This is a genomic window from Leptolyngbya sp. Cla-17, assembly GCF_016807185.1.
Lineage (GTDB): Bacteria > Cyanobacteriota > Cyanobacteriia > Leptolyngbyales > Leptolyngbyaceae > ULC077BIN1.
In genome coordinates this window covers 2,418,257-2,434,063 of the sequence record NZ_JAEVYN010000002.1, presented here as the reverse complement: position 1 = coordinate 2,434,063, position 15,807 = coordinate 2,418,257, and the positions used below count along the sequence as shown (strand labels likewise).

At 49.0% G+C, this 15,807-nt stretch carries 6 protein-coding genes; 3 read left to right on the top strand and 3 right to left on the bottom strand.

The features are described 5' to 3' along the window. Positions 1-317: 317 nt before the first annotated feature. The gene (locus JOY44_RS21950) at positions 318-2,042 is read right to left on the bottom strand and encodes an amidase family protein (protein WP_171575612.1); all 1,725 of its coding nucleotides are present in this window, start codon (positions 2,040-2,042) and stop codon (positions 318-320) included. Positions 2,043-2,304: 262 nt separating this feature from the next. Further along, entirely contained in the window at positions 2,305-4,035 is a 1,731-nt protein-coding gene (locus JOY44_RS21945; protein WP_171575611.1) for an amidase family protein, read from the bottom strand. 486 nt (positions 4,036-4,521) lie between these two features. Here JOY44_RS21945 and JOY44_RS21940 point away from each other — a divergent pair, with 486 nt between their 5' ends. Then, positions 4,522-5,499 carry a diacylglycerol/lipid kinase family protein gene (locus JOY44_RS21940; protein ID WP_171575610.1) on the top strand — a complete coding sequence of 326 codons (978 nt, stop codon included), beginning with the start codon at positions 4,522-4,524 and terminating at the stop codon, positions 5,497-5,499. Positions 5,500-5,537: 38 nt separating this feature from the next. Here JOY44_RS21940 and JOY44_RS21935 read toward each other — a convergent pair whose 3' ends face one another. Continuing rightward, positions 5,538-6,209: a phosphatase PAP2 family protein gene (locus tag JOY44_RS21935; RefSeq protein WP_171575609.1), complete on the bottom strand. Its 672-nt coding sequence runs from the start codon at positions 6,207-6,209 to the stop codon at positions 5,538-5,540. A gap of 359 nt (positions 6,210-6,568) precedes the next feature. On the opposite strand from JOY44_RS21935, the gene JOY44_RS21930 reads away from it, so the two are divergent. Together JOY44_RS21930 and JOY44_RS21925 are read left to right on the top strand one after the other, a co-directional pair. After that, positions 6,569-9,859: a non-ribosomal peptide synthetase gene (locus JOY44_RS21930; protein WP_171575608.1), complete on the top strand. Its 3,291-nt coding sequence runs from the start codon at positions 6,569-6,571 to the stop codon at positions 9,857-9,859. Further along, positions 9,856-15,615 (top strand): non-ribosomal peptide synthetase, encoded by a 5,760-nt coding sequence (locus JOY44_RS21925; RefSeq protein WP_171575607.1) that lies wholly within the window; start codon positions 9,856-9,858, stop codon positions 15,613-15,615. Before JOY44_RS21930 ends, JOY44_RS21925 begins: the two co-directional genes overlap by 4 nt. Positions 15,616-15,807: the final 192 nt, after the last annotated feature.

Below are 15,807 nucleotides of genomic sequence, written 5' to 3'. Positions count from 1 at the left end.
CACAGCATGATTGCAGCAAAATAGTAGACCTTTTATGTGAAAGAAGAAAAATCGCTGCAAGTAGGTCAAAGAAGAATTATGACCTACTTGCAACTAAGCTAACTTACAGCGATTTTCAGATATCAGCGCAGCACCCTCGGACAAAACTCAAGCTCACCTTGAATCGCGCTGCCAATTGAGCTTGGGTTCCTTCTTTAGCAGTCGATGAACTTAGGCACGTTCAAGCGGCTTGGCAAGAAGTAACCTTACCGGAACGTAAGCACCTAGAACGGCTTGGTAGTTTCTAAGGAGCTTAATATTTGGCACTTGGACTTCGCTTAGGCTGTTTTGCGTGAGCGGCGACGTGCATAGATCATGCCAAACCCGGTCACCGCAAATCCAGCCATTGTTGTTGGTTCTGGTACAGCTTCGTATTCAATAGTTTCTCCTTCAAGAGCGGGAACTAGCGGAGAAGCCTCCCGCAATAGTGTCGCCTGCTCATAATCGTAGGCATAGCCAAGTAGCTTTCCTTCTTCGTAGGGTCGTCCAAAGAACGAAATATCCATTGGCAATCCTTGAGAACCAAATCCCATTGGAACCACAATTCCTGGGAACCCTACTGAACTGTAACCTGCCACAATTGAAGGCTGGAGACGGTTAGACGAGACAAAGGTTGGATCGCTAACAGAATAAGCTGGATTCCTGATCGGGGAGGCAAAACTGGTCTGATAGGGAAAAACCAGCGCATCTAGATCGTAAGCATCAAACAGAGCCAGCTTTAGTTCTGTTGCTTCAGGCAAAACGTTCTCGATCAGGTTTTTATAAGCTGGGTCATCTGTGGAGGTTAATAGCGATCGCTTCAACAAATTAAGGACACTGTTTTCTACAGGTAAGGGAGATAAATTAATCTCTGTTTCGTAAATTCGGATAAACTCCTCAACCGTTTTGGGAACCTCTGGGCCGAGGGTTGCCAGGTACGCTTCCCAATCTTCTTTAAAGCGGTAATCCGCTATCGTTCGGATATTGGGACCGCCATTACGCACGTAAAAATCGAGAAATGCGGGATCAAATAGAACGGGGTCAATAATTTCGGCACCCAATTCTTTTAACTCGGCGATCGCGGTTTCTGCCAGGGCATCAATTTCTGGATCGCCACCAAAAAAGTCTCGTGCAACGCCAAGGCGAGCGCCCTTAAGGGAACCCTTGACTAGAAATTGAGTATAGTCATCAGAGATTTTTCCCTCCGCTTCTAACGTCAGTGGGTCAGCCGGATCGACCCCTGCAAGAACATTTAGCATCAGTGCAACATCTGTCACCGTTCGCGCCATTGGGCCTGCGGTGTCAAAGGTCAAATTTTTGGGAGCAATACCATCTCGGCTGATCAATCCTGTTGTGGGCCGCAACCCAACAATGCCGGTGTAAGCCGCAGGTCCACGCACAGACGTACTAGTGTCTGTGCCAATAGCAAGAACGGCAAAGTTGGCAGCAATAGCTGCACCGGAGCCACTACTTGAGCCACCCGTTTGGCGTTTAAGGTTATAGGGATTGAGCGTTTGTCCATCGACGGTGTTGTAGCTGCCTCCAGCAAACTCTCCCATATCGGCTTTACCTAAGATAATGGCTCCTGCGTCTCGCAACGCTTTGGTAATGTAGGCATCATCTGGAGGAATTGAGTTTTTCAAAATGACAGACCCATTAGTGGTCGGCATGTCATAGGTATCAACGTTGTCTTTTAGCAGCACTGGAATGCCATGTAATGGGCTTCGGGGACCGTAAAGTTGACGCTCTTCATCGAGCAGAGCCGCAATTTCCAACACATTAGGATTGATAGTAGAAACGGAGTTGATTTTCGGTCCACTGTCATCGTAAGCAGCAATCCGATCAATATATAGCTGTACAAGGTCCACAGCCGTCAAGGCTTTGGCATCATAGGCTGACTGAATATCGGCGATCGTTGCTTCCTCTAAGTTAAAGGTTGCAGCAAGGCTCGGAAACGATAGCGCGCTGAACGTCGCGGCTGAAGCAAATAGTGATGCAATAATGGATCTTGGGCGAATAGTCATATTACTCTTATCCAAAATAGGTGAATGAACCAAGGGCAATAGAAAAGGATGAAATTGCTAAAGGTTCTTCTGATTAAAGTCATTCAAAGACACAGAACCAACTGATGCCAGGAAAAAAACCAAAAGCGACTTTACAGGAAAACGAAAATGCTCTCTGCTGTTAAAGAGGTGAAGTAAAGTCCTAAACAATTGGGCGTAGAGGCTAGTTGCAACTAGCCTCTACAGGTCATTGGCGCTTATAAAAATCGTTATTGAGTTGCCACTATTTCAGAACTAGTGACTGATTTTTCTGGCGTTTTCGCTGTTTGTTCCAGAGCAGTGCCCCACCAAAAATGAGTAGGGCAGGCACAGTTGTAGGCTCAGGAACGGCCTCGTAAGTGATCACCTCGCCGGGAAGCTCAGGCACTGACTCAGGAGGTTCCCGATAATTTGTAGCTTGCTCAAAGGCGTAGGCATAGCCTAGTAAAGCTGGCTCGCTGTAGGCTCTTCCTAAGAATGAAAGGGCGATCGGCAATCCGTCTGTGGTGAAACCGGCAGGGACTTGCACATCAGGGAAGCCGGACAAGTTAGCAAAGTTGCTTGCACCCCGACCCGAAATACAGGAATAGGTAGGGTCAACGATTCCCGTTCTAGGAGCCGCAGGACAGCGAGAAGTTGGATAGATCAGAGCATCCAGGTTGTTCGCATCCAAAATAGTTTGCACAACAGACTTAATCTCGCCTTGTGCTGACAATGCTGCCAAATAATCTGGATTGTTTAATGGTCCCCGCACCTCTGCCTGAAATAAGCGTGTCAACACAGCAGGACTAATTGGCGTGGGAGAGTTTGCAGACTCTGGAGATTGATTAATGGCAATCACCTCTGCCAACGTTTTGGGAAACTCTGGACCTACCGTTGCCAAGTAGTCTGCCAATTGCGCTTTGAACTCTGTATCCGAGATAGTGCTGTAAGTCGCGCTTAACAGCGGGAAGACACTTGGAGGGAATAGGACAGAATCTACTACCGTTGCACCAAGGGTCTGAATATTGCCAATGGCGGAATTAATGGCTGCATCCACATCTGGATTGCCCCCAAAGAAATCTCGTGCAACCCCAATGCGCGCTCCCGCTAAAGCATTGGGCGTGAGAAATTGGGTGTAGTCTTTAGAGAACAGGCCTGCACTACCCGCTGTAGCCGGATCGTTAGCATCAATGCCCGTCATAAAACTGAGGGCGATCGCCGCATCCGTTACGTTTTTAGCAAGCGGACCCGATACATCAAACGACAGCGCAAATGGAATGACTCCATCCCGGCTGGTTAGTCCCAATGTAGGCTTGATACCCACCAACCCGTTTGCGGCGGCTGGTCCCCGAATCGACCCACCTGTGTCGCTCCCTAACCCAAACACGCCAAAATTTGCAGCGATCGCAGCGCCTGTTCCTCCACTGGACCCCGCAGGACCGCGTAAGAGGTTGTAAGGATTTAGAGTTTGACCACCGACAGCGCTATAGCCGCCTCCAGGGACTCCTCCATGCGCCCACTCATCTAAATTCGCTTTGCCCAGAATAATGGCTCCAGCATCCCGCAGTTGCTGAACCACAAACGCATCATTAGGCGGAATCGAACCTGCTAAGGTCACCGACCCCCCAGTGGTTGGCATATCGAAGGTGTCGAAATTGTCTTTGACGATGACAGGAATGCCATGCAGGATGCTTCTAGGACCCGTGGTCTGACGTTCCAAATCGAGTGCTTTAGCAATGGCTAGCGCTGTAGGATTGACTGTAATCAGAGAATTTAGGCTGGGTCCGGCTTCATCGTAGGCAGTAATTCGGTTTAGATACAGTTGCACCAACTGTTCTGAGGTCAAAGCTTTAGCTTCAAACGCTTGATTAATATCGGGAATACTCGCTTCTAGCAACTGAAAAGTCGCAGACCTTGCAATGTCAGGCGCAATAGCCACAAACAACGCTGGCGTTGCGATCGCGGCTGCAACTCTTTTTACAGTCTTCAACATGGGAAACTCCTGGTAGATAGATACTCTGGCTGTTCTAGACAGTTGAGCATCCTGTGGCTCAAGCAGAGTACTGATTCAACTGAGCCTATAGTGCAAATAATCCCCGTGAAAATACTGTCGTCTGTTCTACAAAATGAACCGATTGTCAGGAAAGCTTTATGGAATCCATTTGATATCTTTTCTTTTGTTCATGAGCCTTGCAGCCAGATGGAGTTCCCCGATAGCTACAAAGTAAGACTCTGATAAGCAGGGTCTACCACTAAGTCCCGGCTAATGACTTACCTCAAAGCTCGTTAGTAAGGGCTTTAGTAAGGGAAAAGATTCCAAATCGGTTTTATAGCTAATAGCTAATTAAGTGGAATTTTAGTAGCTCATTAACTGGACGAAACCAAGGGTAGAGAACCTTTTCCTAGCAAATGTGTATGATCAGGTTTTAATCTGATGCGCTCACCCTCTTCAAGTTCAAATCAACAGGAAAAGACAGAGATGAACACCTTACTCATCGTTAATCCAACTTCTGGTCCTGTCGAGAATCCTCAGTTGTTAACTGAACTCGCAGATACCTTGCAAACTCAAGGTGTTGAAGCCGAAATCTGCACGACCACACCTGATGAGGATGGTGAACATCTTGCGGCTGAGGCTGCCAAAGGGGGAGCCAAACTTGTGATTGTAGCGGGGGGCGACGGCACTATTGAAGCAGTGGCTCGTGGATTAGTTCATACTCAAACTGCATTAGGCATCATTCCGTTAGGAACTCGAAATAATATTGCGGCTAGCTTGAACATTCCTAACGATGTGACTCACGCTGTTCGCATTCTGGCAGAGGGCGATCGCGGCCGATTTGACATGGGCAAGGCAAACAACCATTACTTTATGGAAGTAGTAGGTGTGGGTTTAGAAGCCTCACTCTTCCCTTGTGGAGATGAAGTCAAAGAAGGAATCAAGAAAAATTACCTGGCAGCTCTCAAAAGTACCTTCGTAGGTATCAAAACTTTTTTACAGTTCAAACCGCACCGTTTGGTCTTGCGCTTCGACGGCAGACGGATGCGTCGTCTGCACACCTTACAAGTCAATATCTGCAACAGCCCGCGCTATGGCATAGAGTTTGCCCTAGCGCCTGATGCAAAAATGAATGATGGCAAGCTGGATGTGATCTACATTGACAACCCCTCAAAATGGGATCATCTGCGCCACTTCTTTACAGCTATGCGGGGTGTGCAACTCCCTCATGACCGGCTCAAAAATTATCGAGCCTCTAAGATTGAGGTTAGAAGCTATCCAGCCTTAGAAGTTCATGCAGACGGAGAGTGCCTGGGTACTACCCCTGTCGTAGTTGAAGTGGTTCCTGGCGCTCTTTGGATTTGCGTGCCTACGCCTGAACTGCTGGCAAAGTTCTCAGATGAAAGTAGCGATCCTGTTGTGACTGAGCAATCTGAAGAATTGGGAAGAACCCTTGCGTCCTAGATTCAATGGCATTTCTACCAGTACCCATTAAGCTCAGTTCAAATCCCACCGATTTGAACCAGTCCATACAGACACGCCCCTAGCCAAATAGCGCCAGCAATCCATCCACTCAACACATCTGTTGGCCAATGCACACCTAAATACAACCGACTAAAGCCTACTCCTAAGGTTAAGACCCCTGCCAAGCTAGCGGTGATGCCTAAAGGAATACTGAGACAAGAGGCTAGGTTAGCTGCCAACAGACCGTAGAAGGAAATTGCGCTCATGGCATGACCGCTGGGATAGCTGTAATCCATCGGACGTTTAGAGGATGCCCATAGATCAGGTCGTTTACGCCGAAAGAAAGACTTGAAGATCCCATTCAGCAGCCATGAACCGCTTAGCCCGATCGCCAAGACCAAGGCCGAGATCGCTTCGTTGCGGTAAATCAAAATCCCTCCGATCGCGATCAGCAAAGGGATAGTAATCTCGCCCTGAGCCAGCCAGGTCACGGCTGTCATATATCGGTCTAAGGTTGGGTTAGCCCACGATTTGAGAGTCAATAAGCAGGATTCTTCAAAAGGCAGCAACCACTTCCATAGGAGGAAGCGGGCAAAGAAAACGCCCGCCGCCAAGACGATCGCGCCAGCGACTAGCCCCCCTAGCAGATAGGGCATAAAGGCAATGAGTGACTGAAGCAACCAGTAAAAGCGAGTGCCAACTTCCGCCATTTGCGATCTCCTGAAAGGACTGTGACTTGCAATTATTGTAGGGTGTATTACAGAACAGGAGGCAAAGGTAGGTCATAGCACGATGGCTGGCACTGGTCTGTCAGGTAACGCAACGCCAAGCTTGGGTTAATTCATACGTTGCTATCGGGCGATCGCAGTATTTTGCCTAATGTGAGTGCGACAGCGAGGCACCTTATCTGTTTAAAGCTTTTATCCCTTTGATATAGGCAAAACGACGGGAAGAGTATTCATCGAATGCAAAAAAACATACCCGCTCGGCTCAAAATCTGTCTTAAAGCATAAGCCTTAAGTCACTTTTCCCTCTACAACAGAGTGAGGTTGAAAAGATGCAGGTGTGAATGATTTCAGACGAGGCGAATCGGGGGCATGTTGCGGAAGATGTCTTCATCTTTCCAGCATCGTTTGCTCAACAGCGCTTGTGGTTTATTGAGCAATTGCTTCCTGGAAGCTCTCTCTACTCTATTCCGCTAGTATTTCGGCTCACAGGCGTGCTCCAGAGATCGCAGCTCCATCAAAGTATTCAAGCGATCGTTCACCGTCACGAAAGTCTCCGAACCACCTTTGATGTGGTGGATGGGCAATTGATTCAGGCGATCGCTCATAGCCTGCAAGTCTCGTTACAGACGATTGATTTGCAAGCCCTGCCAATCACCACTCGTGAAGACACCGCACTGGAGCAGATCCGGCAAGAGATTCAGCAGCCCTTTCACTTAAATAAAGGACCGCTGTTTCGAGTGAAACTGTGGCAATTGCACGACACTGAACATCTGTTGCTGATGGCACTCCACCACATTATCTTTGATGAGTGGTCAAGCGGTGTTCTGATCGGAGAGTTGGGTGAACTGTATGCAGCGTTGGTTGAAGATAGAGCGGCGGCGTTGCCGGAATTGCCCATTCAATACGCCGATTTTGCCCATTGGCAACGGGAGTGGTTGCAGGGCGAGGTGCTGAACACGCAGTTGCACTATTGGAAGCAGCAGTTAAAAGATGTACCGACTCTAAATTTGCCGGGTGCAATGTCTCATCCGTTGCATTCATTAGGACAAGGGCATCAGGGTACTAGCCAATTACTGGAATTGCCGCAGCGATTGTTGGATGCCCTAGAGGAATTAAGTCAGCAGACGGGTGTGACGCTATTTATGATCCTGCTGGCAGCCTTTCAGACGTTATTGCATTGCTACACAGGGCAGACCGATATTGCGATCGGGTCGCCCATTGCCAATCGCCATCGCAGTGAATTGGAGGGGTTAATTGGATTCCTGGTGAATAGTTTGGTGTTAAGAACTAGTCTGGCAGGTGATCCCACCTTTCGCGAGTTGTTAGGGCGGGTGCGAGAAGTCACCTTAGCGGCGTATGCTCATCAAGATTTGCCCTTTGAGAAACTGGTAGAGGAGCTACAACCCATTCGTAGCCTCGGTCAAAATCCGCTGTTTCAGGTTGTCTTTGCGCTACAAAATACGCCAATGGAACAATTAGTCTTACCTGGATTAGTTTTGAGTCCGCTGGAGTTGGAGACAAAAACGTCGCGTTTTGACCTGGAGCTATATGTCTGGAAATGCACGGATAATTTCAGAAACCTATGGGGAAAGGGCTGGCAGCAGTCTGATGGATTACGCGGAGTGATAGTTTACGACACTGATTTATTCGATGCAACCACGATCGCATCTCTGCGACAGCATTTTCAGACCTTGCTGGAGGAGATTGTGGCAAATCCAGAGACTCATCTCTCTGCCTTGCCGTTGTTAACCACCACAGAACAACGCGAATTACTCCAACAGTGGCAAGGCACTCATTCTAGCGATCCGGAAAATGCCTGTATTCATCAGTTGTTTGAAGCGCAGGTGAGGCAAAGACCGACGGCGATCGCGGTCAAATTTGGCGATCGCCAATTCACCTATGAGGCGTTAAATCAGGGCAGTAATCAACTGGCGCGATATCTGCGGCGGCTAGGAGTTAAAGCTGAAACACCCGTCGGAATTTGCCTGGAACGAGGGATCGAAGCGATCGCGGCGATGGTGGCAGTGCTAAAAGCGGGGGGGGGCTACGTGCCACTTGATCCCAGTTATCCCTCAGAACGCCTGCGCTGGATGGTGGAGGATGCCGGAATCGAAGTTATCCTCACTCAGGCAGACTGGGCAGAGTCCCTTCAAACAGACCAGACGATGCTCATTTGTCTAGAACAAGAATGGGGCGCGATCGCTCAAGAGTCAGATGAAAACCTGTCTGCTGCCTGCACAGCCGATCAGCTTGCCTATGTGATTTACACTTCTGGTTCAACCGGAACGCCCAAAGGAGTCATGGTGCCGCATCGGGCAGTGACTCGGCTGGTGTGTGAAACCAACTACGTGCAAATCGAACCGGGCGCTCTCATGGCACAAGTGGCAAACCTCGCTTTTGATGCCGCCACCTTTGAAGTGTGGGGCGCACTCCTGAATGGTGCCCAACTGATTGGCATTGAACGAGAAACCACGCTTTCACCCACTGAGTTTGTCACCGAATTGCAGCGGCAGCAGATTAGCATTCTGTTTTTAACCACAGCGTTATTCAACCAAACGGTCAGTCAAATTCCGGTTGCTTTTCAATCGCTCAACTATCTCTTGTTTGGCGGTGAGATGGTGAATGTTGATCGCGTCCGGTCTGTCGTGCAACACGGCAAACCTCAACATCTGCTCCATGTGTATGGACCTACCGAAAACACCACATTTTCCACCTGGTATGAGGTAGAGGACGTTCCAGAAAATGCGACAACGATCCCCATTGGTCAGGCGATCGCCCATACCCAGGTTTATCTGTTGGATGAAAACCTGAATCCCGTTCCAGCAGGTGTAGTCGGTGAAATTCATTTGAGCGGCGCGGGATTGGCACGAGGATATTTGAACTATCCAGAGTTAACAGCGGAAAAATTCATTAATGCTGAGTTCTCAGTCCTTTATAAGACAGGCGATCGCGCCCTTTACCGTGCGAATGGGAATCTTGAGTTTTTGGGACGAACCGACCATCAAGTCAAGATTCGGGGGTTTCGGGTAGAGTTGGGCGAGATTGAAATGGCTATAGCGCAACATCCGATGGTGCAAACCTCAGTCGTTGTAGTGCGTGAGGTCGATCGCGATCGCCAGTTGGTTGCCTACGTTGTGCCCAAATCGGCGATGCCAACTGAGCGGGATTTGCGATCGTTTCTCAAAACAAAATTACCTGCCTATATGCTGCCTGCTGTCTTCATGGCGCTGGATACGCTTCCCCTGACTATCAATGGCAAAGTCGATCAGAAGGCACTGCCACCGCCCAACGTGACTATTGCAAGGGACGTAAATTTGACCGTTGCACCGACAACGTCTGTAGAAGCCTTTTTAGTCCAGCTTTGGATGCAGCTTCTAGGGCGGAAACAGGTGAGCATTCACGATAATTTTTTTGAGCTAGGTGGACATTCCCTACTAGCAACTCAGCTTGTCTCGCGTATCTGCGATCGACTTCAGGTGGAACTGCCGCTACGCAGCGTGTTTGAAACTCCGACGATCGCAGAATTGGCACAACGAATTGAAGTGTTGCAATCTACAGCGCAAGCAGGTTTCAGTAGTTTGAACAATACCGCCAAAGAATTAGCACAACGACGTGAGGAAATAGAACTATGACGAATCGGGCGATCGCTGAGTTTGTTTCCCATCTCAAAAGTCTGGATGTGCAGTTATTTATCGAGAGCGACCCTACAAAACAAAATGTGTCTTTAGATGGGATTCGGTTGCGCTGTAATGCTCCAGAAGGAACGCTGACGAGCGAATTGCGCCAGGAATTAGCTGATCGTAAAGCTGAACTGATCTCCTACCTGCATCGCTCACAATCGCAGGCTATTCAGACTTCAACCATTCAACCGACTGACCCGAACACTACTCAAGAAAAACTGTTTCCCCTGTCCTTTGCTCAACAGCGGCTGTGGTTTCTATATCAACTGACCCCCGACAATCCTTTCTATAATGTGCCTGCTGCCATTCGCTTAATCGGGACACTCGATCACAAGGCACTAGAGCGATCGTTTGATGAAATTGTGCGTCGTCATGCGGCCCTGCGCACCACATTCACCATCGTTGATGGGCAACCTGTTCAGGTCATTGCACCCAACCTTGCGATCGCGTTGCCTGTAGTAAACCTTCAATCTGCTGCTGTGCAGGAGCGAGAACGCCTGGGTCAACAGTTAGCCACTGCGGAGGCACAGCGTCCGTTCAACTTGACGACTGATGCGCTGTTGCGAGTGACAATCTTGCAATTTGATCCAACTGACGCGGTTTTGCTGCTAACGATGCATCATATTGTTGCCGATGGCTGGTCATTAGGAGTGTTGATCCAGGAGCTAGCGTGTTTCTACACTGCATTCGTTGAACAGCGATCGCCCGATTTACCACCGCTGCCGATTCAATACACCGATTTTGCCTGCTGGCAGCGTAACTGGCTACAGGGAAGGGTATTAGAGGAACAACTGGCTTACTGGCGTCAGCAATTACAGGATTTGCCAGCGCTGCATTTGCCCAGCGATCGCCCTCATCCTGCCGTTCAAACCTATCGGGGCGCAACCTATCCGCTGCAATTCTCGCCAACGCTCACCCAGGGATTGGCAAGCTTGAGCCAGCAATCCGGCGCATCCCTATTTATGACTTTGCTGGCAGCATTCCAAACGCTGCTATACCGATATACGGGACAGGAAGATATTGCGATCGGATCTCCAATTGCTAACCGTCATCGCAGTGATTTAGAGGGGCTAATTGGCTTTTTTGTGAATAGTTTGGTGATGCGATCGGATTTATCAGGTAATCCCAGTTTTCGGGAATTGCTGGAGCGCGTTCGGAATGTTGCCCTTGAAGCTTATGCCCATCAGGATTTGCCATTTGAAAAGCTAGTGGAAGAACTAGATCCAGAGCGAGATCTCAGCCGCAATCCTCTGTTTCAGGTTGCCTTTGCGCTGCAAAATGCGCCCATGCAGCCGTTAGAACTACCGGGATTGACGCTGGAACCTGCACCTTTGGAGTCAGGCAGCACTCGGTTTGATTTAGAAGTTCACCTGTGGGAACCCACTCACGGACTGCGGAGCCTGTGGGAATCTCAGTCAGGCTTGGGCGGCTTTATTGCCTACAGTACCGATTTGTTCGATCGCGCCAGAATCGGTCGCCTGGTTGGGCATTTCCAAACCTTGCTGGAAGGCATTGTCGCCAATCCCGATGCTCGTCTATCAGATCTACCTCTGCTTACAGCCGCAGACTATCAACATTTGGTCGAATGGAACCAAACTCACACTGACGATAAGAGCGATCGCTGTTTTCATCAAATTTTTGAGGCACAGGTAAGGCAGACTCCAGACGCGATCGCAGTAGTGTCGGAACAGGGATCACTGACCTATGGAGAACTGAACCAGAAAGCCGAGCGTCTGGCGCAAATGCTGAGACAGATGGGAGTTCGCCCTGATTCTCTAGTTGGATTATGTGTTGATCGCTCTCTCGACATGGTGATTGGTATTTTAGGAATTCTCAAAGCTGGAGGAGCCTATGTGCCACTCGACCCCAATTATCCGAGCGATCGACTCGACTTTATGCTGACCGATACGCAGGTTTCAATTCTGCTAACGCAATCCTGGTTAGTCGAATCCCTACCAGCATCACCAGCGAAAATACTTCTCCTAGATCAACCCTTACCGCTGCATACTGAAACCTGTGAGATGATTTCCCTGACTCCTGATCATCTTGCCTATGTGATCTATACCTCTGGTTCCACAGGCACACCTAAAGGAGTTCTTCTCTCTCATCATGGTTTGTGTAACGTTGTTGAGGCACAGCAGCAAATCTTTCACACATCCCATAGCAGTCGAATTCTGCAACTCAGTTCTCTAAGTTTTGATGCCTCCATTTTCGAGATTGCGCTGGCGTTTGGCTCCGGTGGCACGTTATATATTCCACCCAAATCTGCCCAGCTACCAGGAATGGCACTGGTGCAATTTCTAGAAGACAAGGCAATTACCCATGCTTTGCTTACTCCAGCCGTTCTGGCTGTTCTACCCTCTGCGGAGCTACCCGACCTCCAGGTGCTGATTACTGGAGGGGAAGCTTGCTCTAGTCAAGTCGTCGATCGCTGGGCAGCAAATCGTCATTTCTTCAACGCCTACGGACCCACAGAAACTACCATTTGGGCAACGGTTGCCGAACTCCATCCTGGCGCTCACCCACGCACGATTGGTCGCCCTATTCTCAATACCCAGGTATATATTCTGGATGCTAGCTTAAACCCTGTTCCCATAGGCATCCCCGGCGAGTTATACATCGGCGGCGCAGGATTGGCACGGGGCTATCTCAATCGTCCAGAGTTGACGGCTGAGCGGTTTATTGACAATCCATTTAACTCTGCACTCTGCACTCCGTACTCCGCACTTTACAGAACTGGCGATCGCGCTCAATATCGCACTGATGGAACGATCGAATTTCTGGGTCGAGTGGATAGCCAAATTAAAATTCGAGGTTTTCGAGTCGAATTAGGCGAAATTGAAGCAACGCTACAACGCCATCCAGATATTCAAGATGTGGTTGTGATTGCCTCGGACAAGTCATTCGACGAAATACGTCTGATCACCTATTTCAGCCTCAACTCTGCCCAACGAACTGCCCAAGCGACTCACCAGCATCTTCAGCAAACTATCTTACAATCTCTGCAAACTCAGCAGATTCAACAGTGGCAAACCCTCTACAACCAAACCTATCAATCTCCCATCTCTAATCCCCAATTCAACATCACAGGCTGGAACAGCAGCTACACCGGAGAACCCATTCCCCTTGAGCAAATGCAAGAGTGGGTCAGCGATCGCGTCCAGCAAATTCTCGCTCTTAAACCCAAACGGGTACTAGAAATCGGCTGTGGCACGGGATTACTACTCTTTCAAATTGCGCCTCACTGTGAAAAGTATGTGGGGACGGATTTCTCGACGGTTTCTTTAGCATCAATTCAACATCAACTAGATATCCTCAATCTGCCTCAAGTTGAACTCTTGCAACGAATGGCAACTGATTTTGAAGGTATTGATGCCGCATCGTTTGATGTCGTGATTTTGAACTCGGTCGTGCAGTATTTTCCGAGTGCAGAGTATTTGATGCAGGTGTTGGAGGGAGCCATTCAAGCAGTAAATTCGGGGGGTGTTCTGTTTGTTGGCGATGTGCGAAGTTTGCCTTTATTGACTGCCTTTCATACCTGGATGAAATTTTCTCAGGCTGATGCAAGTATGGAACGAACCCAACTTCAGCAGCAAGTCGAGCGATCGCAGTTTGAGGAACCCGAATTAGCGATCGCCCCAGCGTTTTTTGATGCATTGCGCGAGCGATTTTCTCAAATTCAGCGGGTTCAAATTTGTCTCTCGCGGGGTCGCAGTCACAATGAAATGACGCAGTTTCGCTATAACGTCTTGCTGCATGTAAACGATAAATTTACAGGTGCGAATCAACCTGAATTGCGCTCAGTTAATTCAGTTCAACACCATAATTGGAAACTCAATCCCATCACCGTTGAGCAAATTCAGAAGAATTTAATCGAGACTGAACCAGAAATATTTAGGATCACCCATGTTACGAATAGTCGCGTGGCTGCGGCTGTCCAAACAGCAAATTGGCTGCGTAACAAAGAAGCTCCAAAAACGGTTGGGCGGATGCGAGATTTATTGCAGGATTCGGCTGAACAGTCCGTTTGCGCGGCTACTCCGTTATGCGGCATCGATCCTCAAGATTGGTGGGATCTGGAAATGGCAGTGTCTTATAGGGTGGAGATTACCTGGTCAACTCCATCTCATATCGGCGACTATGATGTGCAGTTGACTCGCCACGGCGTAGATGCAATCGAGCTGCCCGTCCCGCAGCCCACGGATCAACCGAGTCAGCCCTACACCAACGATCCGCTTCAGTCTCAATTTGCCCGTCAACTGATTCCTGACCTTCGTCAATATCTTAAAAAGACCTTACCTGACTATATGGTGCCCTCGGTTTTTGTGCCGTTGAAAACGCTGCCTTTGACTGTCAATGGGAAGGTTGATCGCGTTGGCGTTGCAGAGCAATATCGATATGTAACGCCAACGAGTGAAGATTCAATTTATTCATCAAGCGCAACGATTAGTGCAGAGCGCAAGGCTATAGGAACCGCAGGATTAACTCCAACAGAATCGACCCTAATTGATATTTGGAAAGAACTGTTACACCTCAAGCACCTAAACATTCATGACAACTTTTTTGAGTTAGGCGGACACTCTCTGTTAGCAACACAAATGACTTCCCGTGTATGGGATGCTTTTGAGCTAGAGTTGCCCTTGAAAAGTGTGTTTGAAGCACCCACGATCGCCCAATTGGCGACCATTCTGGAAACTCTACGGGACACCCACTCAACCCCAAAGATTCCCCCTTTGATCCGGTTAGATCGTGCGGCTCACCGTCGCCAGCGATCGCACAGCGGCGACCTCGGAGAAGCCTTAGTCTCCAACGGCTATGCCCAAATTCCACACCTGGACACAGCAGCTCCACCATCCAGCGATCCGGTTGTAGCCCCCCACTCGGTTACAGACTCTAGATCGCCTCTGATTCCCTTAACTTTAGGTGGAAGCAAGCAACCTTTCTTCTGTGTGCATCCCATGTTTGGCGTGGTGTTTCCCTATCTGGAACTGGCGCATTATTTGGGGAGCGATCGCAGCTTCTATGGACTTCAACCTTTAGGGCTGGACGGCAAACATCCCCCTTTAACCCAGATTGAAGCGATCGCTGCCTACTATATTCGAGCAATTCAAGCGCTCCAGCCCCACGGACCCTATTTTCTGGGCGGCTGGTCGTTTGGGGGGCTGGTTGCCTTTGAGATGGCGCAACAACTCACCCAAGCAGGGCAGCAGATTGCACTGTTGGCAATTCTTGATACTCCGGCTCCTCTCAATCATCAACCGTCTCTTTATCAAAGTCTTAAGTTTCTCTTGGGAACGGCTTTCTGGTCTACCCTGCCCTTTGTACTGGACTATGGCGCGATCGCGACGAACCGACTTCGTTCTTGGAAACCCTGGTTTTCTCGCTGGCAGTGGTCTGCGGTTGTTCGACAGATTCCCGAAGAGTCTCGATTGCAGCTATTGGATGAATCTGCGATCGCACCGATGCTCCGAATTGTGTATGCCAACAGCCAAGCCGCTTATCGATATGTGCCACAGCCTTACCCCAACCAGATTACGCTATTTAAAGCCGCTGAACAATCTGACGCTATTGGTCAAGATCTCACTTTGGGTTGGGATGCACTGGCTCAAAATATTCAGCTTCATCAAGTACCAGGCAATCATCTCTCTCTACTGAAGCAACCCAATGTTCAAACCCTGGCTGAAAAACTCCGACACTGTTTGACTTAGTTTGACTTAAAAGAAACTCGCTTTAACTCCAGAGGATTACTCTATTGCGATCGTTCCTCTAAATTAGGGACAGTTGAGCGTTCAGGTGCGATCGTAGAATGAGAAAATAACTAGCCTCTATAAGCTTCAATTTGTCGTCCCTTCAATCTTGCCTATAATTTGCCTATTGCTATAATCAAGCCCAAACGAATT